Source organism: Streptomyces sp. NPDC005533, assembly GCF_042871845.1.
Classification (GTDB): Bacteria; Actinomycetota; Actinomycetes; order Streptomycetales; family Streptomycetaceae; genus Streptomyces.
In genome coordinates this window covers 42,881-64,947 of the sequence record NZ_JBIAJH010000034.1, presented here as the reverse complement: position 1 = coordinate 64,947, position 22,067 = coordinate 42,881, and the positions used below count along the sequence as shown (strand labels likewise).

The window sequence follows — 22,067 nt, the reverse complement described above, 5'->3', positions numbered from 1 at the left end:
GCCCGGCCCGATACCGAGCCGTCGCCGAAGCCGCGCGTGAAGACACCCGGCCGGGGTGCGCCGGCCGGGCGTGGGGGGCGGAGGGTGCGGGGCGGTCGCCCGGTTCCGTGGGTCCGGGGCGTTACACGAAGCGCTGGTTCGCGGATCCGTTGCAGGTCTGCAGGCGCAGCGGCTCGTGCGCGGCGGCGACCGTCAGGCACATGCCGGGGGCGGCGGCGGGGCGCAGGGTGGCGCCGTCGCGGACGAACTGCTGGTTGGCGCCGCCGTGGCAGTTCCAGACGATCAGGCCGGTGCCGGAGCCGTAGCCCCCTCCGGGGACGTCGAGGCAGCGGTCCTGGGTCAGTTCGCTGTGGACGGACTTGCGGGTGCCGTCGTACCACCAGCCCTGGTTGCGGCCGCCGTGGCAGTCCCAGCCCACGATCTTCGTCTCGTTGGCGCTGGAGCCGCCGAAGGAGTCGAGGCAGTTGCCGGTGGCCTCGTTCTTCAGGGGCCTGAACTTGTCGTCCCAGGCCCCGGCCTGCAGGACGGGCGTCCCGGTGCTCGCCGGGTCGGCGCAGGAGGCCTCGCGCAGGCCGGAGGCGTAGAGCTGGGTCAGACAGGACGCGAAGGCGCCGTGACCGCGGTAGTTGGGGTGGAAGGACTGGCGGGCGGTGTTCTCGTCCCACGGGAAGTGGTCCCCGAGGTCGAGGTAGAGGCCGCGGGCCCAGGCGTCCTCCATGCACACCTCGTGGCCGTGGAAGAGCCGCGAGTTGTCCAGGTAGGTGGCGCCGGAGGCGAGGGCCGCCGCGCGCATGCCCTTCTCGAAGGCGGGCACCGCGTAGTTGCGGCCCCAGGTGGCGTCGGAGTCGTAGCCGGCGCAGCCGCCGGGCAGCTTGCCGGGGAAGCCGGGGTTGTCGTGGAAGTCGGGGCCGATGGGGCTGGGGTAGCCCATCACCACGAGCTTGTAGTCGGAGTCGGCGTAACCGGCTTCGCGCATGACCGTCTTGAGGTCGGCGACCGTCGCCTCGACCTTGGGCTTCAGGCCGTCGACGCGCGCCTGCCAGCCGGGCCCGTACTTGGGCTCGCAGGTGCCCTGGCTGAGCACCCAGCGGGTGACGCAGTCGGTCATGACGGGGCCGAACTGCAGGTCGTCGTTGGCGCCGGCGACCAGCAGGACCATCTTGATCCGCGTGTTGCGCGCCTTGACGGCCAGGCTGTCGCTCTGCACCAGCTCGTCGGCGTACTGCTTGCTGCCGCCGATCCTGATGTTTCCGGTGTAGCCGCCGGAGCAGGCGACGTTGAAGGTGAGGTCGGCGGGGATGCCGGTGCGGTGGATCGCGGAGTCAGGCGAGCGGTGGCACTGGTTGGCCGGCGTGTTCGTCGCGGGGTCGTAGTTGCCCACGCCCTCGCCCGATATCTCGCTGTCGCCCAGTGAGATCAGGCCGGTCTTGCGCTCGTTCAGCGGGCGGATGGCGGCGTCGCCGTAGATCCTGGTGGCCTCCGCGGCGCGGATGGCCTCCAGTTCGGGTGAGAGGGGGGTGACGGCGCCGGCCACGGTCGCGGCCTGGGCCATGGGGGTGACGGCGGTGACGCCCCCCAGGGCGGCCGCGATCGCCGCGACGGCGGCAAAGGTAGATCTGAGCATGGGTTTCGTACGTGTACGTGCCATGAACGCCTCCCCGGATGTCAGTGTTACCCCCGGTATTTACTGGCCGGTAGGGGAGTTGGGAACACTTCGAACAAGACAATTGCTCAAGTTTTTGAGGAGGCCAGGAAAATGACCGAAGATCAGCAGGCCGATGCGTTCCGGATCGAGCACGACTCCATGGGCGACGTACGGGTGCCCCGGCACGCCAAGTGGCGTGCCCAGACGCAGCGCGCGGTGGAGAACTTCCCCGTGTCCGGGCAGCGGCTGGAGCGCGCGCACATCGAGGCGCTCGCCCGCATCAAGGCCGCCGCCGCCGTGGTGAACGCGAAGCTGGGCGTGGTGGACCAGGACGTCGCCGACGCGATCCGGTCCGCCGCCGCCGAGGTCGCGGACGGCAGCTGGGACGACCACTTCCCCGTGGACGTCTTCCAGACCGGCTCCGGAACCTCGTCCAACATGAACACCAACGAGGTGATCGCCACCCTCGCCACCGAGCGCCTCGGCCGGGAGGTGCACCCCAACGACCACGTCAACGCCTCGCAGAGCTCCAACGACGTCTTCCCCTCGTCCATCCACATCGCCGCCACCGCCGCCGTCACCGGCGAGCTGATCCCCGCCCTGGAGCACCTCGCCGCCGCGCTGGAGCGCAAGGCGGCCGAGTTCGCGCACGTGGTCAAGGCCGGCCGGACCCACCTGATGGACGCCACCCCGGTCACCCTGGGCCAGGAGTTCGGCGGGTACGCGGCCCAGATCCGCTACGGCCTCGAGCGGCTGCGCGCCTGCCTCCCCCGCCTCGCCGAGCTGCCGCTGGGCGGCACCGCGGTGGGCACCGGCATCAACACCCCGCCCGGGTTCTCCGCCGCGGTGATCGCCGAGGTGGCCGTGGCCACCGGGCTGCCGCTGACCGAAGCCCGCGACCACTTCGAGGCCCAGGGGGCGCGGGACTCGCTGGTGGAGACCTCCGGGATGCTCCGTACGGTCGCCGTCTCGCTCACCAAGATCTGCAACGACCTGCGCTGGATGGCCTCCGGACCGCGCACCGGTTTGGCCGAAATCAATCTGCCCGATCTCCAGCCGGGCTCCTCGATCATGCCCGGGAAGGTCAATCCGGTGGTCCCGGAGGCCGTCCTGATGGTCGCCGCACAGGTCATGGGGAACGACGCCACCGTCGCGGTGGCGGGCGCGGCCGGCAACTTCGAGCTCAACGTGATGCTCCCCGTGATGGCCAGGAACCTCCTCGAATCGATCCGGCTCCTCGCGAACGCGAGCCGCCTGCTGGCCGACCGCACCGTCGACGGGATCACCGCCAACGAGGCGCGGGCCAGGGAATACGCCGAGTCCTCGCCCTCCGTGGTCACCCCGCTCAACCGCTACATCGGCTACGAGGAGGCCGCCAAGGTGGCCAAGAGGTCCCTCGCCGAGCGGAAGACGATCAGGGAGGTCGTCCTGGAGTCCGGCTACGTGGAGCGCGGCGCCCTCACCCTGGAGCAGCTCGACCAGGCCCTGGACGTCCTGCGCATGACGCATCCGTGAGACGCCGGATCCGGCCCCCGGGCGGGGGCCGGATCCGGTCGATTCCCGCCCGTCAACCCCCCAGTGACCTGCACCGCAGCGGGGGCGGGGGCCTCCGCCCTAAGATCTGCGCATGACAGGTACCTTCAAGCCGGGGGGCGGTTCGGCGCGGGAAGCGCCGCAGGACCCCGCACAGGGCACGCGCTGGGCGCCCGGGGAGCAGATCCTCTGGCGCTACCGCGACCACGCCCCGGGACTGAAGGGTCCGGTGCACATCTGCCGCCCGGTGACGGTGGTTCAGGACACCGACGAGCTGCTGGCCGTCTGGATGGCCCCCGGCACCGAGTGCGTCAAGCCGGTGCTGACCGACGGCACCCCCGTCCACGAGGAACCGCTCGCCACCCGCTACACCGCCCCGCGGACGACCGTACGGTCGCGCTGGTTCGGCGGCGGGGTGCTGAAGCTGGCCCGGCCCGGCGACCCGTGGTCGGTGTGGCTGTTCTGGGGACACGGCTGGCAGTTCAAGAACTGGTACGTGAACCTGGAGGAGCCGCGGTCGCGCTGGTCCGCCGGGGTGGACTCCGTGGACCACTTCCTCGACATCGCCGTCTACCCGGACCGCAGCTGGAAATGGCTGGACGAGGACGAGTTCGCCCAGGCGCAGCGGTCCGGCCTGATGGACCGGGAGCAGGCGCTGCGGGTGCGGCGCGCGGGGCGCGCGGCCGTCGGGGTGATCAAGGAGTGGGGAGCTCCGTTCTCCGCCGGCTGGCAGGACTGGCGGCCGGATCCCGCCTGGAGGATTCCGGCCCTTCCGGACGACTGGGACCGCACCCCGGCGCATATGACCTCATGAGACCCTTGATGCGCCCCCGGGGTGCAAACGTAGGATCGTGCTCCGCGAGGTCGCGCGCGCGGGCCGGTGCGGTCGGACCGCACCTCGACAAGTGTCGTACCGCACGCGGAAGCTGACGGGAGGTCGGCGCGGGGCGAGAGCCAAAGAGGAACCTCGGGGCGATGGTGCCCGGGCCGCTGAGCGGGTATACCGCGACTGACCGAGCTGAGTGCAGCGCACATCGAGCGCAAACGGACGGAATTCCACGCGTGACGGAGTACCCCACCTCCCAGGAGGGCCCGCAGCCCGTCGCCTCCGGCGGAGGAACGGACGAGGCCGGCCACGGCAAGGCGCCCATCGCCGCCGCCGAGGCCGTACGCACGCATGCGCCGGGCGCCGGCGCCGGTCATGTCGCGGAGTCGGGCGGCGGCCCGGCCGCGGCGGCTTCCGACCCGCGCTCGGCCTGCTCCGCGGCGGGCTCGGGCGGGGCGGCGGGACTCCCGCGGCCCCGGCGCAAGGCTCCCGCGCCGGGCGAGTCCGCCGGCCCGGCCGCCCCGGACCCGGTCCAGGGGCTCGGCCAGGACGGCGTCCGGCTGCGGGACGGCGCCGCCGCCCGCAACGCCGCGGGCAGCGCCACCGGGCTCGGCGGCCCCGCCGAGCCGCCCCGCCCGCGCGGTGACGGCCTCGACACCGACGCCGCGGGCGGCGAGAGCGCCCGACGCCAGGCCGCCCCGGGAGCCGACGCCGTGCCCGACGGGGACGGGAGCGCCGGGGTGAACAGCGGGTACCGCGCCGGAGGCGAGCGTCACGGCGGCGGGAGCGGCATACCGGGAGCAGGCGCCGGAGAGGCGACCGCCGCGCGCCGCGAAGGGGACCGGCTGCGTTTCGTGGGCGCCGCCACCCGGCGGATCGCCCGCGGCATCGACCTCGACGAGATCGTGCTCGGCCTGTGCCGGGCCACCGTGCCCACCTTCTCGGACGCCATCCTCGTCTACCTGCGCGACCCGCTGCCCGTCGGCGACGAGCGGCCCGTCGGCCCGGTCGTTTTAAGGCTGCGGCGCACCGACCGGCTCCGGCCGATCGACGACCTGACGGACGTCAGCAGCACCATCGGCGCGGGCATGGACCTCGCCGGGGCCGCGGGGGCCACCGGCGAGCTCGACTTCAGCCAGCTGCCGCTGGTCGGCCCGCAGGGTGACCTGCCCGCGGCCGAGCTGTGCGAGATCCGGCCCGGCGGCGCGCTCGCCGAGGTGCTGCGCGGCGTACGGCCCGTCTTCGGGTCCTCCGCCGCCGCCCGGGCCGCGCTGCCCGAGCTGCTCGGCGTGGACCATCCGCTGCCGCGCGGCAACCGGGCCGTCCTCGCGCCGCTGCGCGGCCGCCGCCGGGTGATCGGCGCCGCCGTCTTCCTGCGCAGCCCGGAGCGTCCCGCCTTCGAGCAGAACGACCTCCTGGTCGCCGCCCAACTGGCCACGCACACCGCGCTCGGCATCGACAAGGCCGTGCTGTACGGCCGTGAGGCGTACATCGCCGACGAGTTGCAGCGCACCATGCTGCCCGACAGCCTCCCGCAGCCCACCGGGGTCCGCCTGGCCTCCCGCTACCTGCCCGCCGCCGAGACGGCGCGGGTCGGCGGCGACTGGTACGACGCCATACCGCTGCCCGGCAGCCGGGTCGCGCTGGTCGTCGGCGACGTCATGGGCCACTCCATGACCTCCGCCGCGATCATGGGCCAGCTCCGCACCACGGCGCAGACCCTCGCGCAGCTGGACCTGCCGCCCGCCGAGGTCCTGCACCACCTGGACGAGCAGGCGCAGCGCCTGGGCTCCGACCGCATGGCCACCTGCCTGTACGCCGTCTACGACCCGGTGGCGCACCGGATCACCATCGCCAACGCCGGCCACCCGCCGCCGGTGCTGCTGCACCTGGGCGGCCGCGCCGAGGTGCTCCGCGTCCCGCCCGGCGCGCCCATCGGCGTCGGCGGCGTGGACTTCGAGGCCGTGGAGCTGGACGCGCCCGCCGGGGCCACCCTGCTGCTCTACACCGACGGTCTGGTGGAGTCGCGCCTGCGGGACGTGTGGACCGGCATCGAGCAGCTGCGCGAGCGGCTGGCCACGACCGCCCAGCTGACCGGCCTGGACCATCCGCCGCCGCTGGAGGCCCTGTGCGACGACGTGCTGGACATGCTCGGCCCGGGTGACCGGGACGACGACATCGCGCTGCTCGCGGCCCGGTTCGACGGGATCGCGCCCAGTGACGTCGCGTACTGGTTCCTGGACCCGGAGGAGACCGCTCCGGGCCGGGCCCGGCGGTTCGCCCGCCGCGCCCTGACCCGGTGGGGCCTGGAGGAGCTGAGCGACGCGCTGGAGCTGCTGGTGAGCGAGGTGGTCACCAACGCCGTCCGGTACGCGGAGCGGCCCGTGACGCTGCGCCTGCTGCGTACGGACGTACTGCGCTGCGAGGTCGGCGACGATTCCCCGCAGCTGCCCCGCCAGCGCCGGGCGCGGGACACCGACGAGGGCGGCCGCGGCCTGTTCCTGGTCAACCGGATGGCCCGCCGCTGGGGTGCGACCCGGCTGAGCAGCGGAAAGGTCGTCTGGTTCGAGCTCCCGCTGCCGGGGGCGAACGACCGGCACTGACCGGTCGGCGAACCGTCCTTCTCCCGGCCGCACGAAAGACCGCCGCCCCGCAGCCCGAAGGCTGCGGGGCGGCGGTGTGTCAGCGTCCCTCGTTCCCACCGAACAGCGGCGGGTCCGGCGGCTTGGGGCCGCCGGTCTTGGTCGGCGTGGTCGTCGGCGTCGTCGTCGGCGTCGGGGCGGTCTTCGTCGGCGTGGGCGGCGTACTGGGGGTCACCGGCGTCGTCGGGGACTGCGCCGGGCTGCTGCTGGCGGCCGGCGGGCTGGAGGACTGGCTCGGCGTGGGCGACGGGGAGGTGCTGCGGGACGGCACCTGCGTGGGGCCCATGTCCGCGTCCGACACGTCGAACTCGCCGGTGTCCACGCCCTTGAGCGCGGCGAGCGTGTACGCCTTCCAGATCGAGGCGGGGAAGCTGGAACCGCCCGCGCGTCCCAGGCCGGCGGTGCCGGTCAGGGTGACCTGGGTGTGGGTGCCCGGCTCCTCGCCGAACATCGCCACGACGGTGACCAGTTCGGGCGTGTACCCGGTGAACCAGCCGGAGAAGTTCGACTCGCTGGTACCGGTCTTGCCGGCCGCCTCGTAGGCGCTGCTCCTGACCTTGTTGCCGGAGCCGCCCTCGTCGTTCACCACGCCCTGGAGCACCTTGGTGACGGTGTCGGCGGTCTTGCGGCTGATGGCCTGGCTGCCGATGGCCTGCTGGGGCGTGAACCGGCCTTCCTTGTGCTCGGCGCTCTTGACGATCGTCGGCGTGACCTTCTTGCCGTGGTTGTCGAAGCTGGCGTAGACGCCGGCCATCTCCACGGTGCTCGCGGTCATCGTGCCGAGTGCCATGGCCGGCCTGTCGTCGGGCCAGCCGTCGCGGTCCACCATGCCGAGGGCCAGCGCCGTCTTCTTCACGTTCTGCGGCTTCACGTCCACGATCATCTGCGCGTAGACGGAGTTCACCGAGAAGTCGGTCGCCTCCTGGACCGTCATCAGGGGGGTGCCGAAGTTCCGGTTGTCCTGGTTCTGCGGGTTGAACGGGATCTTGCTGCCGACGACGGGGCGCTTGCTGGTGCCGTCGTAGAGCGTGTTCGGCGTGATCGGCTTGCCGTCCTGCGTCTTCGAGCCGTTCTCCAGGGCGGAGGCGAGCACGAGCGGCTTGAAGGTCGAGCCCGGCTGGTAGTCCTTGCGCAGGGCGTTGCTCTCGGACTTCTCCGTCAGGCCCTGGCCGCCGTACATGGCGACGATCGCACCGGTCTTCGCGTCCACGGAGGTCGCGCCGGCCTGGACGCTCTGGTCCTGGGGGCGGCCCTTGGTGTCCTTGCGGTCGAGCTTGGACTCCAGCTCGTCGTCGACGGCCTTCTCCAGCGCCGCCTGCTTCGCCTTGTCGACGTTGAGCGTGATGCTCCAGCCGCCGGCCGCGATCTGGGCGTCGTCGATGTCCTGGTTGTTCAGCTCGTCGTTGGCGGCCTGGACCAGGTAGCCCTTCTGGCCGTCCATGCCCGGGCGGGGCTTGGGCTTGATCGGCGGCGGGAGGGTCATGGTCTTGCGCTTGGCCGGGTCCAGCTTGCCCATCTCGACCATGTTGTCGAGGACGGCGTTGAAGCGGATGTTGACCAGCCGGGTGCCGTTCGGGCCGGCCGTCGCCAGGTCGTACTGGCTGGGGGCCTGGATGACGGCGGCGAGGTAGGCGCCCTGCTCCAGCGTGAGCTTGTCGACGTCGACCCCGTAGAAGGCCTGGGCCGCGGCCTGGATCCCGTACGCGTTGCGGCCGTAGAAGTTCGTGTTCAGGTAGCCGACGAGGACGTCGTCCTTCTCCATGCGCTGGTCGACCTTGAGGGAGATGACCAGCTCCCTGAGCTTGCGCGTCGCCGACTGGTCCTGCGTCAGGTAGTAGTTCTTGACGTACTGCTGGGTGATCGTCGAACCGCCGGCCTTGCCCTTGCCGGTGACCGTGTTGAACAGGCCCCGGGCCACGCCCATGACGTCGATGCCGCGGTCGCTGTAGAAGGACTTGTTCTCGATCGCGATGAAGGCGGTGCGGACGTCCTCGGGGATCTTGTCGATCGGCACGATCTCGCGGTTCGTCTCACCGGTGCGGGCCATGATCGAGCCGTCGGAGTACCGGTAGGTGTTGCTCTGGAGCGTGGCCTGCTTGTTGGGGTCGCTGGGCTCGTCCACCGAGAAGTAGAGGACGATCGCCGCGGCCATCAGGAGCAGGATCATCCCGAGGAACGTCCCGAGGATCTTCTTCCATGTGAAGAAGCGACGTATGCCGCTGCGTTTGCCGGCGTCGCCCTTGCCCTCGGCGCCGCCCGCGCGTCTGCTCGGCGCACGCCCCGCACCGCGCTGCTGCGCCTTACGCACTTCTGCTCGGCCCATCGCTCCCGCTCCGCTCGATTACCCCCCCGACGTCAGCTCAGAAAGCTAACACCGCAGGCTGTGACAAAGGATGGTCAACCATGACCAATACCGGTCAATTCGGACGTGAGAATCAGCACCCACATCACTGGAACCGACGCTCACCTAAGCCGAAGGGTTGCCGCAACGCAAAAAAGTGATATCAATTTGCTAGGCGGTCCGAGCGGCCGTGACATGAGAAACGGGGCAAAAGATGACGAAGCAAATCGCCAATCCGGACGGGGTACGGGAGTTCACCGCGCGCAGCGTGGGCGGCGGTCTGGCCCTACTCCTCGGCCTGGCAGGCCTGTTGGTGGGCGGCGGCCTCATCGCGACGGGCGCGGTGGCGACGGCCGCCGCGGCCAAGGCGACCCTCATCGCCCTCGGCGTGCTCACGACACTCGGCTCCGCGATAGCCATGAGCGGCCTGAACACGGTGGCGCCGGGCGAGGCCCGGGTCGTGCAGCTGTTCGGCCGCTACCGGGGCACAATCCGCACCGACGGACTGCGCTGGGTCAACCCGCTCACCTCGCGCGAGAAGATCTCCACCCGGGTGCGCAACCACGAGACGGCCGTCCTGAAGGTCAACGACGCCTACGGCAACCCGATCGAGCTGGCGGCGGTCGTCGTGTGGCGGGTCGAGGACACCGCGCGGGCCACCTTCGAGGTCGAGGACTTCACGGAGTTCGTCGAGACCCAGACCGAGGCGGCGGTCCGGCACATCGCGATCGAATACCCCTACGACGCTCACGACGAGGGCGGCCTGTCGCTGCGCGGGAACAGCGAGGAGATCACCGAGAAGCTGGCGGTCGAACTGCACGCGCGCGTCGAGGCGGCCGGGGTGCAGATCATCGAGTCCCGCTTCACGCATCTCGCGTACGCTCCGGAGATCGCCTCCGCGATGCTCCAGCGCCAGCAGGCGGGCGCCGTCGTGGCGGCCCGCAAGCAGATCGTGGAGGGCGCGGTGGGCATGGTCGAGCTCGCCCTGACCCGCCTGGCCGAGGAGGACATCGTGGACCTGGACCCGGAGCGCAAGGCCGCCATGGTCTCCAACCTGATGGTCGTCCTCTGCGGTGACCGCGCCGCCCAGCCGGTGGTCAACACGGGAACCCTCTACCAGTGACCCCCGGCGGCGAGCAGAGCCCGGCGGGCCGGCAGGCGCGCAAGCAGGTGCTGCTGCGGCTCGATCCGCAGGTGTACGAGGCGCTGGCCCGCTGGGCCGGCGAGGAGCTGCGCAGCGCGAACGCGCAGATCGAGTTCCTGCTCCGCCGCGCCCTCGCCGAGGCCGGCCGCCTCCCCGCCAGCCCCGGCCCGATCCCCCGCCGCGGGCGCCCACCGAAGTCCACGGACTGACCGCACACCGGGGCCGGACCGCTCTCCACGCGGTCCGGCCCCTCCCCTTCCCCCCTCTATACACTGGGCGTATACACACGGTGTAGAGTCGCGGGCATGTCCATCGGTCACACGCTCCTGGGCCTCCTCGAGGCCGGCCCGCGCCACGGCTACGACCTCAAGCGCGCCTTCGACGAGAAGTTCGGCCACGACCGCCCCCTCGCCTACGGGCAGGTCTACTCGACCATGTCCCGCCTCCTGAAGAACGGCCTCGTCGAGGTCGACGGCGTGGAGAGCGGCGGCGGTCCCGAACGCAAGCGGTACGCCATCACCGACGCCGGCATCACCGACGTCGAGGCCTGGCTCTCGCAACCCGAGAAGCCCGAGCCCTACCTCCACTCGACCCTCTACACCAAGGTCGTCCTCGCCCTGCTCACCGGCCGCCGCGCCGACGAGCTGCTGGACACCCAGCGCGCCGAGCACCTGCGCCTCATGCGCATCCTCACCCAGCGCAAGCGCAAGGGCGACATGGCCGACCAGCTCGTCTGCGACCACGCCCTCTTCCACCTGGAGGCGGACCTGCGGTGGCTGGAGCTCACGGCGGCCCGCCTCGACCAGCTCGCCCGGGAGGTCCGCCGATGACGGCCCCCGCCGGCTCCCTCCTCGCCGCGACGGACCTGCGCAAGGCGTTCGGCACCACCAAGGCCCTCGACGGCGCCGAGTTCTCCGTCCACCCCGGCGAGGTCGTCGCCGTCATGGGCCCCTCCGGCTCCGGCAAGTCGACGCTGCTGCACTGCCTCGCGGGCATCGTCCCGCCCGACGCCGGCTCCGTCACCTACGCCGGCCGCGAGCTCACCTCCATGAACGACGCCGAGCGCAGCGAGCTGCGCCGCACCGAGTTCGGCTTCGTCTTCCAGTTCGGCCAGCTCGTACCGGAGTTGACCTGCGTGGAGAACGTCGCCCTGCCGCTGCGCCTGACCGGCGTCAAGCGCCGGGAGGCCGAACGCACCGCCCTGCACTGGATGGAGCAGCTCCAGGTGGAGGACCTCGGGGCCAAGCGGCCCGGCGAGATATCCGGCGGCCAGGGGCAGCGCGTGGCCGTCGCCCGCGCCCTGGTCACCCGCCCCCGGGTGATCTTCGCCGACGAGCCCACCGGAGCCCTCGACTCCCTCAACGGCGAACTCGTCATGCAGCTGCTCACGGAGGCCGCCCGGTCCGCGAACGCCGCGGTCGTGCTCGTCACGCACGAGACGCGCGTGGCCGCCTACTCCGACCGTGAGATCGTCGTGCGCGACGGGAAGTCCCGCGACATGGAGCGGATCGTATGAGCCGGCTCCGGGTCTGGGCCCGCGATCTCGGCATGGGCACCCGCTTCGCCTTCGGCGGCGGCCGCGAGGGATGGACCCGCACCGTGCTCACCGGCGTCGGTGTCGGTCTCGGCGTCGCGCTGCTGCTGATCAGCACCGCGATCCCCGGCGCCCTCGCCGCCCGGTACGAGCGCGGCGACGCGCGGTCGACGATGAACTCCGCGCGGGCCGCCGACGCCCCCGGGCCCGACACCCTGCTGATCGCCCGCATCGGCCAGACGTACCACCACAAGGACATCGAGGGGCACGTGGTGCGGGCCGAGGGCCCGGACGCCCCGCTGCCGCCCGGCCTGGAGCGGATCCCGGGCCCCGGCGAGATGGCCGTCTCCCCCGCCCTCCACGCGCTGCTGAAGTCCTCCGACGGCGCCCTGCTGCGCGAGCGGCTCGACGCGCGGATCAGTGAGACCGTCGGCGACCCGGGGCTGGTCGGCCCCGGCGAGCTCCTCTTCTACCTGGGCAGCGACACCCTCCGGAAGAACGGCGCCGAGGACTACCGCGTCGAGCGCGTCACCGGCTTCGGCTACGACGCGCAGCGCGAAGGCCTCGACCCCGTGCTCATGCTGATGGTCGTGCTGACGTTCGTCGCCCTGCTGATGCCCGTCACCGTGTTCATCGCCACCGCCGTCCGCTTCGGCGGTGAGCGGCGCGACCGCCGGCTCGCCGCGCTGCGGCTGGTCGGCGCGGACAGCAGGATGGTGCGCCGGATCGCGGCCGGGGAGGCGCTGGCCGGCTCCCTGGTCGGACTGGTGCTGGGCACCGGCTTCTTCGCCGTCGGCCGCTCCCTGGTCGGCAGCGTCAGCCTCCGCCAGCGCAGCGTCTTCCCCGCCGACCTGGACCCGGCGCCCTGGCTCGCCGTCCTGGTCGCCCTCGCGGTGCCCGCGGCGGCGGTGGCCGTCACGCTGTTCGCGCTGCGCGGTGTGGTCATCGAGCCGCTGGGCGTCGTCCGTACGGCCAAGCCGGCGCGGCGGCGCATCTGGTGGCGGCTGCTGCTCCCGCTGGTCGGGCTCGGCCTGCTCGTGCCCCTGGGCGGCCGCGGCAACGACCACGGCCGGTTCAACCAGTGGCAGGTCTCCGCGGGGGTGGTGCTGCTGCTGGTGGGGATCACCGTGCTGCTCCCCTGGCTGCTGGAACGTCTCGTCGCGAGGATGTCCGCCGGCCCGGTCTCCTGGCAGCTGGCCGTGCGCCGGCTCCAGGTCGACAGCGGCGCCGCGGCCCGCCTCGTCAACGGCATCGCCGTGGCCGTCGCGGGCGCCATCGCCCTCCAGATGCTCTTCGCGGGCGTCGAGGGCGACTACACCAAGTCCACCGGCCAGGATCCCGGCAGGGCCGCCGTCGCGGTCATGCTGAACCCCGAGTCGCAGACGCGCATGGACGAGCTCGCACAGCGGATCTCCGCCGTGCGGGGCGTCACCCGCGCCGTCCCCCTGACCTCCGCCCAGGCCGCCCACCGGGTGCCCGCGGAGGAGACGGTCCAGGTGACCATCGGCACCTGCGACGCGCTCGGCGAGGTCGCGACGCTCGACTCCTGCGAGGAGGGCGACTCCTTCGTCCTGACCGGCTCCCCCTCGGAGTCCGTCTACGGGGCGACCGCGAAGCCCGGCGACGAGGTGTTCGTCGGGAACGTCCGGGGGTACGGCTTCGGATCCGAGTCCGGGACGGCCGACGGACCCGCCCCGGCGAAGTGGAAGGTCCCCGCGGACGCCCGTACGGTCCCCAGCCGGGAGGACCCCACCGGGCAGCTGCGCAGCGGCCTGCTGGTCACCCCGTCGGCGGCTCCGAAGGAGATCGGCGACTTCCCGGACGCGCGGATCTTCGTCCAGGTCGACGAGTCCGGGCAGGACGCCCTGGACCGGGCGCGCAACGCCGTCTTCAAGGCCGACCCGCTCGTCACGGCGATGACGCTGCGGGACACCAGGCAGGCCGCCGGCTACTCCTCGATCCGCACGGGGCTGTTCTTCGGCGCCACGGCCGTGCTGGTGCTGATCGGCGGAAGCCTCCTCGTCTCCCAGCTGGAGCAGTTGCGCGAGCGCCGGCGGCTGCTCTCGTCCCTGGTCGCCTTCGGTACCAAGCGCTCCACGCTGAGCCTGTCGGTGCTGTGGCAGACGGCCGTGCCGATCGCGCTGGGCCTGGTGCTGGCGACCGGGGTGGGTGTGGGGCTGGGCGCCGTCCTGATGAGCATGGCCGCCACACCGGTCCGGATCGACTGGACGTCGGTGCTCGGCATGACGGGGGCCGGCGCGGGCGTGGTGGTCGTGGTGACCCTGCTCAGCCTGCCTCCGCTGCTGCGCCTGATGCGCCCGGACGGCCTGCGCACGGAGTGAGCGCCGCGCGCCCCCTGACCCGTACGCCCGTTCCCCTCGACGCCCCCGATCCGCCGGGCCGTCTCGCGCCCTAGTCGGTGGGCCACACCGGGAGCGGGCGTACGGCTTCGCGCAGTGCGGCGGCGATCGCCCGGAACTCCTCCTGGCGGGCCGTCCCGGTGCGCATGGCCAGGGCGATCCGCCGCGAGGGAGCGGGCTCGGCGAAGTACCCGGTGGAGAGGTACTCGTTGCGGGCGGTCTCCAGCCGCAGCGCGGTGCGCGGCAACAGCGTCACGCCCAGTCCGCCGGCGACCAGCTGGACGAGGGTGGAGAGCCCCGCGGCGGTCGTCGTGACGTCCGCCCCGGTGGTGCGTCCCGCCTCGCGGCAGATGTCGAGGGCCTGGTCGCGCAGGCAGTGCCCTTCGTCGAGCAACAGCAGCTGCAGTCCCCGCAGTTCCTCCAGCGGGATGTCCCGGCGCCCGGCCAGCGCGTGCTCCCTGGGGGCGAGCAGGACGAAGTCCTCGTCGAAGACGGGCAGTTCGGTGACCCCGGGGACCCCGAGCGGCACCGCCAGCAGGAGCAGGTCGAGCCGTCCGGTGGCCAGCCCCTCCAGCAGGGTGGCCGTCTGTTCCTCGTGCACCTGGAGGTCCATGCGGGGGTAGCGCCGGTGGAAGAGCCCGAGCACGGTCGGCAGCAGGTACGGGGCCACCGTGGGGATCACCCCGAACCGCAGGATCCCGGTGAAGGGGGCCCGTACCGCCTCGGCCTCCTCCAGCAGTCCGCCCATCGCGTCGAGCACCAGCTGCGCGCGGGCCGCGATCCGCTCGCCGGCCGGGGAGAGCAGCACCTTGCGGGTGGTGCGCTCCAGCAGCTGCACGCCGAGGGCCTCCTCCAGCGCGGAGACGGCTCCGGAGAGCGCGGGCTGGCTCATCCCGATGGCCGCGGCGGCGTCCCGGAAGTGCAGGTGCTCCGCGACCGCCGCGAAGGCGCGCAACTGTGCGAGGGTCGGCTGTTTCGCTCCCCTGTTACCCACGGCCACTGATAGGTACCTCCGATCACCCAGCTCAAGAGTAGCTATTTCCGCAATCAATGCAGGTGTGTCAGCATGTGAGATACGTCCAACCCCAACGGAAAACCCTCAAAAGGGGCTATTTTCCATGTTTCAAGGAGAGCGCGTGCTCACTGTTGGTGACAAGTTCCCCGCCTTCGACCTGACCGCCTGCGTCTCGCTCGAGGCCGGCTCCGAGTTCGCGCAGATCGACCACAAGACCTACGAGGGCAAGTGGAAGGTCGTCTTCGCCTGGCCGCTCGACTTCACCTTCGTGTGCCCGACCGAGATCGCCGCCTTCGGCAAGCTGAACGACGAGTTCGCCGACCGCGACGCGCAGGTCCTCGGCTTCTCGCTGGACTCCGAGTACGTGCACCACGCCTGGCGCAAGGACCACGCCGACCTGCGTGACCTGCCCTTCCCGATGATGTCCGACATCAAGCGCGAGCTGTCGGCCGAGCTGGGCATCCTCGGCGAGGACGGCCTGCCGATGCGCGCCGTCTTCATCGTGGACCCGAACAACGAGATCCAGTTCTCGATGGTGACCGCCGGTTCCGTGGGCCGTAACCCCAAGGAGGTCCTGCGGGTCCTCGACGCCCTGCAGACCGACGAGCTGTGCCCCTGCAACTGGAACAAGGGCGAGGCCACCATCGACGCCGGCGCGCTGCTGGCCGGTGAGTGACGGATGTCCCTGGACTCCCTGAAGTCGGCCGTACCGGACTTCGCCAAGGACCTGAAGCTGAACCTCGGTTCGGTCATCGGCAACAGCGACCTCCCGCAGCAGCAGCTGTGGGGCACCGTCCTGTCCTGCGCGATCGCCGCCCGCTCCCCGCGCGTCCTGCGTGAGCTGGAGTCCGAGGCGAAGGCGAACCTCTCGCCGGAGGCGTACACCGCCGCCAAGTCCGCTGCCGCGATCATGGCGATGAACAACGTCTTCTACCGCACGCGGCACCTGCTCTCCGACCCGGAGTACGGCACGCTGCGCGCGGGCCTGCGGATGAACGTCATCGGCAACCCGGGCGTGGAGAAGGTCGACTTCGAGCTGTGGTCGCTCGCCGTCTCCGCGATCAACGGCTGCGGCCAGTGCCTGGACTCGCACGAGCAGGTCCTGCGCAAGGCCGGCGTCGACCGCGAGACGATCCAGGAGGCCTTCAAGATCGCCTCGGTGATCCAGGCCGTCGCGGTCACCCTCGACGCCGAGGCCGCCCTCGCCGCCGAGTAGCCACGCGTACGACCGTCAGGGCCCCCGCAGCCGTCTCCGGCCGCGGGGGCCCTGCGCGTTCACTTCCGCAGGGCGGCCATCAGCGCCCGCACGTCCTCGACCGCCGCGGCCACCAGGCTCTCGCGCTCGGGCCGCGCGGAAGGGCTCGACCGCGGATCGGGGTCGTCCTCGAAGCGGTCGAAGAACATCAGCTCCAGGAGGAAGACCGCGCCGCCGTCACGGACCCGCACCCGGACCCCCTCGCCGCCACCGGGGGTACTGACGAGGGCCTCCTCCCCCAGGCCCGGGACCGGCTCCCACCGGCCGGCGCCGTCGCCGCGGTCGTACCGGGAGCCGAGCGCGAACTCGGGCGTCGGATCGGTCTTCTTGTGCAGCTCGACCACGGCGGACACGAAGAACCCCCCGACGGCGGCCGACCGGTCACCGTTGCGGCTGCAGGACGCCCAGTCCAGGGCCGGATGCCGGCCGCCCCGCTCCGGGTCGGCGTCCGCGAACCCGCCCAGCGCCCCGGCGAGGGCCGGCGCCGTGAACCGGCCGCACAGATCGTCCGTGACCCGGTAGCGGATCTCCGGCTCGCCCAGCCGGTCCCCGTAGGCGTACAGCCCGCCCGCCCACAGCGCGGAAGTGGCCACGGCCGTCGCCGCCACCCACCACCACGGCCGGCGGGACCCCCGCGCCTCGCGCACCACCGTGTCCTGCGCGACCTCGGCCGGCCGCCCCGCCTCCCACGCCCCGTCCAGTTCCGGTTCTGTGATCATCCCCGCCCCCTGTGCCTAGTCCTTCAGCGCCGCCATGAGCTCGCGCATGTCCGCGATCAGCGCCGCCTGGACCGCGTTGGAGTCCGTGGCGGGCCGGTCGTCCTTCTCCGCGAAGGTGGTGGCGAACACGCGGAGGTTGAAGACCGCACCGCCGTCCAGCACCTTGAGGTTCAGCCCCTGCTCACCGGCCCACGCCGTCATCACGGCGCGCTCACCGAGGTCCGGCACCTCTTCCGTCCGCAGGTCGCCGACATTGGCGAGGTCGTCGACGGACGGTACGCCGAACTCCGTCGAGGGGTCGGCCTTCTTGTGCAGCTCGACGTTCGCGTACACGAAGAAGTCCCGCGGATAGTCGGCGTTGTTGTTCATGACGCACGTCGCCGCGTCCACGGCCGGGTGGCCGACCTCCTTGTTCACCGGCCTCGTGTGCAGGTCCCCGGTGATGCCGCTCAGCGCCCGGCCCCTGAAGTCCTCGCACAGGTTCTTCGTCGCCCGGTACGCGAGCGTGGGCGCCGCCGACGGGCCCCCGAGGGCGTACAGCCCGCCGGCCCACACCGCCGACGCCGCCAGCATCCCGCCCAGCGCCCACAGCCACGGCCGTGAGGCGGCGGCCGCCGGCCGTTCGCGCGGCGCGAGCGGCCCGGCCACCTCCGCCGCCTCGGCCGCGCCCCAGTCCCCGTCCAGCTCCGGATCCGTGATCATGCCCGCCCCCGCAGTCCCAAGTCCTGGGCGCCGCCCCCGGCGTGCGCCCCGTCCTTGATCATCGCAGTCCGTGACCGGTCCGGGCTAGGACCTGCGGTCCTCGCTGTCGGGTACGACGCCCAGGGCCGTCGAGCCGTGCGGGGCGGGACCGACCGTGCCGGCTCCGTGGTGGCTCTGCTCGCGCGAGTAGGCCCTCAGGTATCCCACCACCGTGTTGGTGACCGCCACCAGCGGGACGGCGACCACCGCACCGCCGATCCCCGCGATCATGCCGCCGGCGGCCACCGACAACACCACCGCGAGCGGGTGCACCCGTACCGCACGGCCGAGGATGAAGGGCTGCAGCACGTGGCCCTCGATCTGCTGCACCGCGAGCACCACCAGCAGCACCATCAGGGCGGTCCACACGCCCTGGGTCACGAGCGCCACGACCACCGCGAGGGCGCCCGAGACCACCGCGCCCACGAGCGGGATGAAGGCGAAGAGGAAGATGAAGACGGCCAGCGGCACCGCCATCGGCACGTCCAGGAAGTAGATGCCGAGGCCGATGAAGATGGCGTCGATGAGCGCGACGATGACCGTGCCGCGCACGTACGCGGTCAGCGTGCGCCAGGCCCGCGGACCGGCCCCGGCGACGCCGGCCCGGGCGGCGTTCGGGACGAGGCCCAGGGCCCAGTTCCAGATGCGCTTGCCGTCGTAGAGCAGGAAGAGCGTCGAGAACATCGCGAGCAGTATGCCCGTGAGGACCTCGACGAGGACGGTCACGCCCTGGAGGCCGGCGGAGGTGATCTGCTCGGTGTTCGTGCCGATGGTCTCGCTGAGGTTCTTCGCGATGTCGTTGATCTGCTTCTCGGTCACGTGGAACGGACTGTCCAGTGCCCAGAGCTTGAGCTCGTTGATGCCGTCGCGGACCCGGTCGGACAGGTCGTCGAGGTTCTCCATGACCTGCCAGACCACGAACCAGCCGACGAGCCCGATGACCACGAAGCCGAGGATCGCCGTGACGGCCGTGGCCAGCCCCCGCGGCAGGCCCAGCCTGCGCAGGCGCACGACGAAGGGCTGGAGCATCGCGGTGACGAGCATCGCGGCGGCGAAGGCGAGGACGACCAGCCGGACTTCGCTGATCACCTTCATCAGCACCCAGAGCATCCCGGCGAGGAGCAGCAGCCGCCAGCTCGCCTCGGCGGCGACGCGCATCCCCCAGGGGACGACGCTCGCCGGGTCGGGGCGCCCGGGGACGGCCGGGGGGTGTGCGGGGGCCGGCGGGGCGGCGACGGCCGGTGCGGGCGCGGCCGCCGCGGCGGCGGACGGTTCAGGGGCCGCCGGCGCAGGGGCGGCCGCGGCGGGAGCCCGTAGGCCCTCACCGCTCTCCGCCTCGACCTCGGCGCGCCGCTCGTTGAGCCGCGCCTCCATCCGGTTCAGCCTGTTTCCGAGCCGGCCGAGCCAGCCTTCCCGCTTCGCCATGTCGCTTCCTTCCCCCGCCCCCGTGTTCGGGCACGCCTCGAAGACCGTACACGCGAGGAGCCCCGCACCGTAGGACGGTGCGGGGCTCCCGGGGGTTGAGCGCGCTCTAGTACCAGCCGTTGGCCTGGTGGTACGTCCACGCGGCGCACGGGCTGCCGTAGCGGACGTTCATGTAGTTCAGGCCCCACTTGATCTGCGTGGCGGGGTTGGTGCGCCAGTCCGCGCCGGCCGAGGCCATCTTCGAACCGGGCAGCGCCTGGACCAGACCGTAGGCGCCCGAGGACGAGTTCACGGCCTTGTAGTTCCAGGTGGATTCCTGGTTGATGATGTTCGAGAAGCACTGGAACTGGCCGGCCGGGACCATCTGCTGGGCGATGGCCTTGACCTGGGCGACCGTGTAGCTGCTCTGGGGGGCGAAGTCGCCGGCGTCGCGGGCGGCGGAGCGGCTGGCGACCTCCGCCTTCGCGTCGCGCTCCTTCTTCGCCTTCTCGTCGGCGGCCTTCTGCGCTTCGGCCTTCTTGGCCTTGGCGTCCTCGGCGGCCTGGAGGCGGGCGCTCTCCTCGGCCGAGCGCTTGGCATCGGCGTCCGCGGCGTGGGCGATGGTGTCGGCCTGCTGCGTCAGGGACGCGCTCTGGACCTCCGCCTGGTCGCCGACCGGGATGTCGGCAAGGAGAGTCGCGCCGGAAGCGGTCGTCTCGAAATCGTTCGTGGGGTCGCCGGTGGCAACGCCCACGACTGCGCCGACGGTGGTGACCGCGGTGGCCGAAGCCACGGCGAACCCCCGGACCGAGATCCGGCTCACACGGTGTCCTTCCAGCAGCGTCCGCAGTGACCGCGCGGGCGCAAAAGTGCCCCTCGACTCTGGCCTCCGTGGTTCTGCGGTCACTGGAGGCGCGGGCCCGTGGACAACTCCCTCGCGGGGGCTGCTCCGTGAAACTCCGGGCGGCATACGGCATTCGACTGTGGAGTTGTGGTGCTGCGCGTACCTCACGGGAGATACAGGAGTGCCGTATGCGGGGCCTGACGGAAACCAGACTCTGCCGGAACGCGACACCGCAAGGCAATTCTCCGTTGCGTGGGAAAGGTCACACCTGGCATGTCGCCGTCTGTTTCGCCAAAGGCCTGTGCAGCGCGACGCCGCCCGGCTAGGCTCTCGGGCCTTTGCCGGGCGGCGCCAACTCACCTTCCCGCTATGGGGTTTTTGACCGTTTCGACCTCCTGGGTGGGGGCCGTCGGGGTCAGAGGGTTTCGAGCATCTCGGTGACCAGTGCGGCGATCGGGGAGCGCTCGGACCGCGTGAGCGTGATGTGCGCGAAGAGCGGATGTCCCTTCAACTTCTCGACCACGGCCACGACTCCGTCGTACCGGCCGACCCGGAGGTTGTCCCGCTGGGCCACGTCGTGGGTCAGAACGACCCGCGAATTCGCGCCGATTCGGGACAGAACGGTCAGCAGGACGTTCCGCTCCAGCGACTGCGCCTCGTCCACGATCACGAAGGCGTCGTGCAGCGAACGGCCGCGGATGTGGGTGAGCGGCAGGACCTCCAGCATCCCGCGGTTCAGCACCTCCTCGATGACCTCCCGCCCGGCGACCGCCGAGAGGGTGTCGAAGACCGCCTGGGCCCAGGGGCTCATCTTCTCGGCGGCGTCCCCGGGCAGGTAGCCGAGGTCTTGGCCGCCCACCGCGTACAGCGGCCGGAAGACCATCACCTTCTGATGCTGCCTCCGCTCCAGCACGGCCTCCAGGCCGGCGCACAGCGCCAGCGCGGACTTTCCGGTGCCGGCCCGGCCGCCCATCGAGATGATCCCGATCTCGGGGTCGAGGAGGAGGTCCAGCGCGATCCGCTGCTCGGCGCTGCGGCCGTGCAGGCCGAAGGCCTCGCGGTCGCCCCGTACGAGCTTCACGTTGCCGTCCGCGGTGACCCGGCCGAGCGCCTTGCCGCGCTCGGACTGCAGGACCAGGCCGGTGTGCACGGGCAGCTCGGCGGCCTCCGGCACGTAGAGCCGCTCCTCCGAGTAGAGGAGGTCCACCTGCTCCCCGGAGAGGGCGACCTCGCTCATGCCCGTCCAGCCGGCATCGGTGATCGCGAGCTCCGCCCGGTACTCCTCGGCGATCAGCCCCACGGAGGAGGCCTTGATGCGCAGGGGAAGATCCTTCGAGACCACCGTGACGTCATAGCCCTCGGCCTGCAGATTGCGGGCGACGGCGAGGATCCGCGAGTCGTTGTCCCCCAGTCGGAAGCCGGCGGGCAGGACACCCGGGTCGGAGTGGTTGAGCTCGACACGCAGGGTGCCGCCGAGATCCCCCAGCGGGATGGGGGCGTCGAGGCGACCGTAGCGAACCCGGAAGTCGTCGAGCAGGCGCAGGGCCTGGCGCGCGAAGTAGCCGAGTTCGGGATGGTGCCTCTTTGCCTCCAGCTCGGTGATCACCACGATCGGGAGCACGACCTCGTGCTCGTCGAAGCGGGAGATCGCGTTGGGGTCTGCCAGCAGGACGCTGGTGTCGAGGACGTAGGTCCGCCTGTCGGGCAGGCGGCGCTTTGTGCTGGTCACCACGGAAGGACGTACCCCCTCGGAAGAGGTCGGGCCATGAAGACCGGACCGGTCATCGGCACCCATGCCGGGGCCGATTTCCGGCCCTCCCACTCCGTCCGTGCGCATCGCACGTGCGTCCTGGTGCAAAGGGCCTCCCGGGCGGACGACCCCATGCCGTCCGCTGAGACTCGACACCCGTGGATCGGGCATCGACCTGAAAGGGATATTCCCCGATCAGGCCAGGCCATGCCATGGCATATGACGGACGCTCGGTGAATCCCTGGTGAAGGGTTCGAGGGGCGGGTTCGCGGGGCGGGGCCGAGGGGACCTGCGGGGACCCGTCGGCCCCCGCG

The 22,067-nt window shown here is 71.8% G+C and carries 18 protein-coding genes; 10 read left to right on the top strand and 8 right to left on the bottom strand.

Annotation, left to right across the window (positions count from 1 at the left end; genetic code table 11):
• Positions 1-121: 121 nt before the first annotated feature.
• The gene (locus tag ACFYP3_RS28130; RefSeq protein WP_388838170.1) at positions 122-1,648 is read right to left on the bottom strand and encodes a ricin-type beta-trefoil lectin domain protein; all 1,527 of its coding nucleotides are present in this window, start codon (positions 1,646-1,648) and stop codon (positions 122-124) included.
• A 108-nt stretch (positions 1,649-1,756) separates the two neighbouring features.
• Between ACFYP3_RS28130 and ACFYP3_RS28125 the strand changes: the two genes are divergently transcribed.
• The 3 genes from ACFYP3_RS28125 to ACFYP3_RS28115 all read left to right on the top strand — a co-directional run bounded on the left by ACFYP3_RS28125 (position 1,757) and on the right by ACFYP3_RS28115 (position 6,607).
• The gene (locus ACFYP3_RS28125; RefSeq protein WP_388838167.1) at positions 1,757-3,160 is read left to right on the top strand and encodes a class II fumarate hydratase; all 1,404 of its coding nucleotides are present in this window, start codon (positions 1,757-1,759) and stop codon (positions 3,158-3,160) included.
• Between the two features lie 112 nt (positions 3,161-3,272).
• A complete protein-coding gene (locus ACFYP3_RS28120) occupies positions 3,273-3,992 on the top strand; it encodes a DUF402 domain-containing protein (protein ID WP_388838164.1) in 720 nt (239 codons plus the stop codon).
• 248 nt (positions 3,993-4,240) lie between these two features.
• The gene (locus ACFYP3_RS28115) at positions 4,241-6,607 is read left to right on the top strand and encodes a SpoIIE family protein phosphatase (RefSeq protein ID WP_388838162.1); all 2,367 of its coding nucleotides are present in this window, start codon (positions 4,241-4,243) and stop codon (positions 6,605-6,607) included.
• A 79-nt stretch (positions 6,608-6,686) separates the two neighbouring features.
• Here the strand turns inward: ACFYP3_RS28115 and ACFYP3_RS28110 are convergent, their stop codons facing one another.
• A complete protein-coding gene (locus ACFYP3_RS28110; RefSeq protein WP_388838159.1) occupies positions 6,687-8,969 on the bottom strand; it encodes a transglycosylase domain-containing protein in 2,283 nt (760 codons plus the stop codon).
• 232 nt (positions 8,970-9,201) lie between these two features.
• Between ACFYP3_RS28110 and ACFYP3_RS28105 the strand changes: the two genes are divergently transcribed.
• The 5 genes from ACFYP3_RS28105 to ACFYP3_RS28085 all read left to right on the top strand — a co-directional run bounded on the left by ACFYP3_RS28105 (position 9,202) and on the right by ACFYP3_RS28085 (position 14,007).
• The gene (locus tag ACFYP3_RS28105) at positions 9,202-10,110 is read left to right on the top strand and encodes an SPFH domain-containing protein (protein ID WP_388838155.1); all 909 of its coding nucleotides are present in this window, start codon (positions 9,202-9,204) and stop codon (positions 10,108-10,110) included.
• On the top strand, positions 10,107-10,340 hold the full coding sequence (locus ACFYP3_RS28100; protein WP_388838152.1) for a hypothetical protein: 234 nt from the start codon (positions 10,107-10,109) through the stop codon (positions 10,338-10,340). Before ACFYP3_RS28105 ends, ACFYP3_RS28100 begins: the two co-directional genes overlap by 4 nt.
• Before the next feature lie 96 nt (positions 10,341-10,436).
• Positions 10,437-10,961, top strand: a complete 525-nt coding sequence (locus ACFYP3_RS28095; RefSeq protein ID WP_030713941.1) for a PadR family transcriptional regulator — start codon at positions 10,437-10,439, stop codon at positions 10,959-10,961.
• Positions 10,958-11,647, top strand: a complete 690-nt coding sequence (locus ACFYP3_RS28090) for an ABC transporter ATP-binding protein (protein ID WP_388838149.1) — start codon at positions 10,958-10,960, stop codon at positions 11,645-11,647. The genes ACFYP3_RS28095 and ACFYP3_RS28090 overlap by 4 nt, the downstream gene beginning before the upstream one ends.
• Complete coding sequence (locus ACFYP3_RS28085; protein WP_388838146.1) at positions 11,644-14,007, top strand: ABC transporter permease; 2,364 nt, start codon at positions 11,644-11,646, stop codon at positions 14,005-14,007. Before ACFYP3_RS28090 ends, ACFYP3_RS28085 begins: the two co-directional genes overlap by 4 nt.
• Before the next feature lie 70 nt (positions 14,008-14,077).
• Here ACFYP3_RS28085 and ACFYP3_RS28080 read toward each other — a convergent pair whose 3' ends face one another.
• Positions 14,078-15,025: a hydrogen peroxide-inducible genes activator gene (locus ACFYP3_RS28080; protein WP_362797488.1), complete on the bottom strand. Its 948-nt coding sequence runs from the start codon at positions 15,023-15,025 to the stop codon at positions 14,078-14,080.
• Positions 15,026-15,161: 136 nt separating this feature from the next.
• Between ACFYP3_RS28080 and ACFYP3_RS28075 the strand changes: the two genes are divergently transcribed.
• The gene (locus tag ACFYP3_RS28075) at positions 15,162-15,716 is read left to right on the top strand and encodes a peroxiredoxin (RefSeq protein WP_361590593.1); all 555 of its coding nucleotides are present in this window, start codon (positions 15,162-15,164) and stop codon (positions 15,714-15,716) included.
• A gap of 3 nt (positions 15,717-15,719) precedes the next feature.
• Positions 15,720-16,256, top strand: coding sequence for an alkyl hydroperoxide reductase (locus ACFYP3_RS28070; protein ID WP_388838143.1), 537 nt, complete (start codon positions 15,720-15,722; stop codon positions 16,254-16,256).
• Positions 16,257-16,315: 59 nt separating this feature from the next.
• Here the strand turns inward: ACFYP3_RS28070 and ACFYP3_RS28065 are convergent, their stop codons facing one another.
• The 5 genes from ACFYP3_RS28065 to ACFYP3_RS28045 all read right to left on the bottom strand — a co-directional run bounded on the left by ACFYP3_RS28065 (position 16,316) and on the right by ACFYP3_RS28045 (position 21,735).
• A complete protein-coding gene (locus tag ACFYP3_RS28065; protein WP_388838139.1) occupies positions 16,316-17,014 on the bottom strand; it encodes a hypothetical protein in 699 nt (232 codons plus the stop codon).
• Between the two features lie 15 nt (positions 17,015-17,029).
• Entirely contained in the window at positions 17,030-17,716 is a 687-nt protein-coding gene (locus ACFYP3_RS28060; protein WP_388838136.1) for a hypothetical protein, read from the bottom strand.
• 84 nt (positions 17,717-17,800) lie between these two features.
• Positions 17,801-19,180: an AI-2E family transporter gene (locus ACFYP3_RS28055; protein WP_388838133.1), complete on the bottom strand. Its 1,380-nt coding sequence runs from the start codon at positions 19,178-19,180 to the stop codon at positions 17,801-17,803.
• A gap of 106 nt (positions 19,181-19,286) precedes the next feature.
• Positions 19,287-19,982 carry a transglycosylase SLT domain-containing protein gene (locus tag ACFYP3_RS28050; protein ID WP_388838130.1) on the bottom strand — a complete coding sequence of 232 codons (696 nt, stop codon included), beginning with the start codon at positions 19,980-19,982 and terminating at the stop codon, positions 19,287-19,289.
• 436 nt (positions 19,983-20,418) lie between these two features.
• Positions 20,419-21,735 (bottom strand): PhoH family protein, encoded by a 1,317-nt coding sequence (locus ACFYP3_RS28045; RefSeq protein WP_351301811.1) that lies wholly within the window; start codon positions 21,733-21,735, stop codon positions 20,419-20,421.
• Positions 21,736-22,067 lie beyond the last annotated feature (332 nt).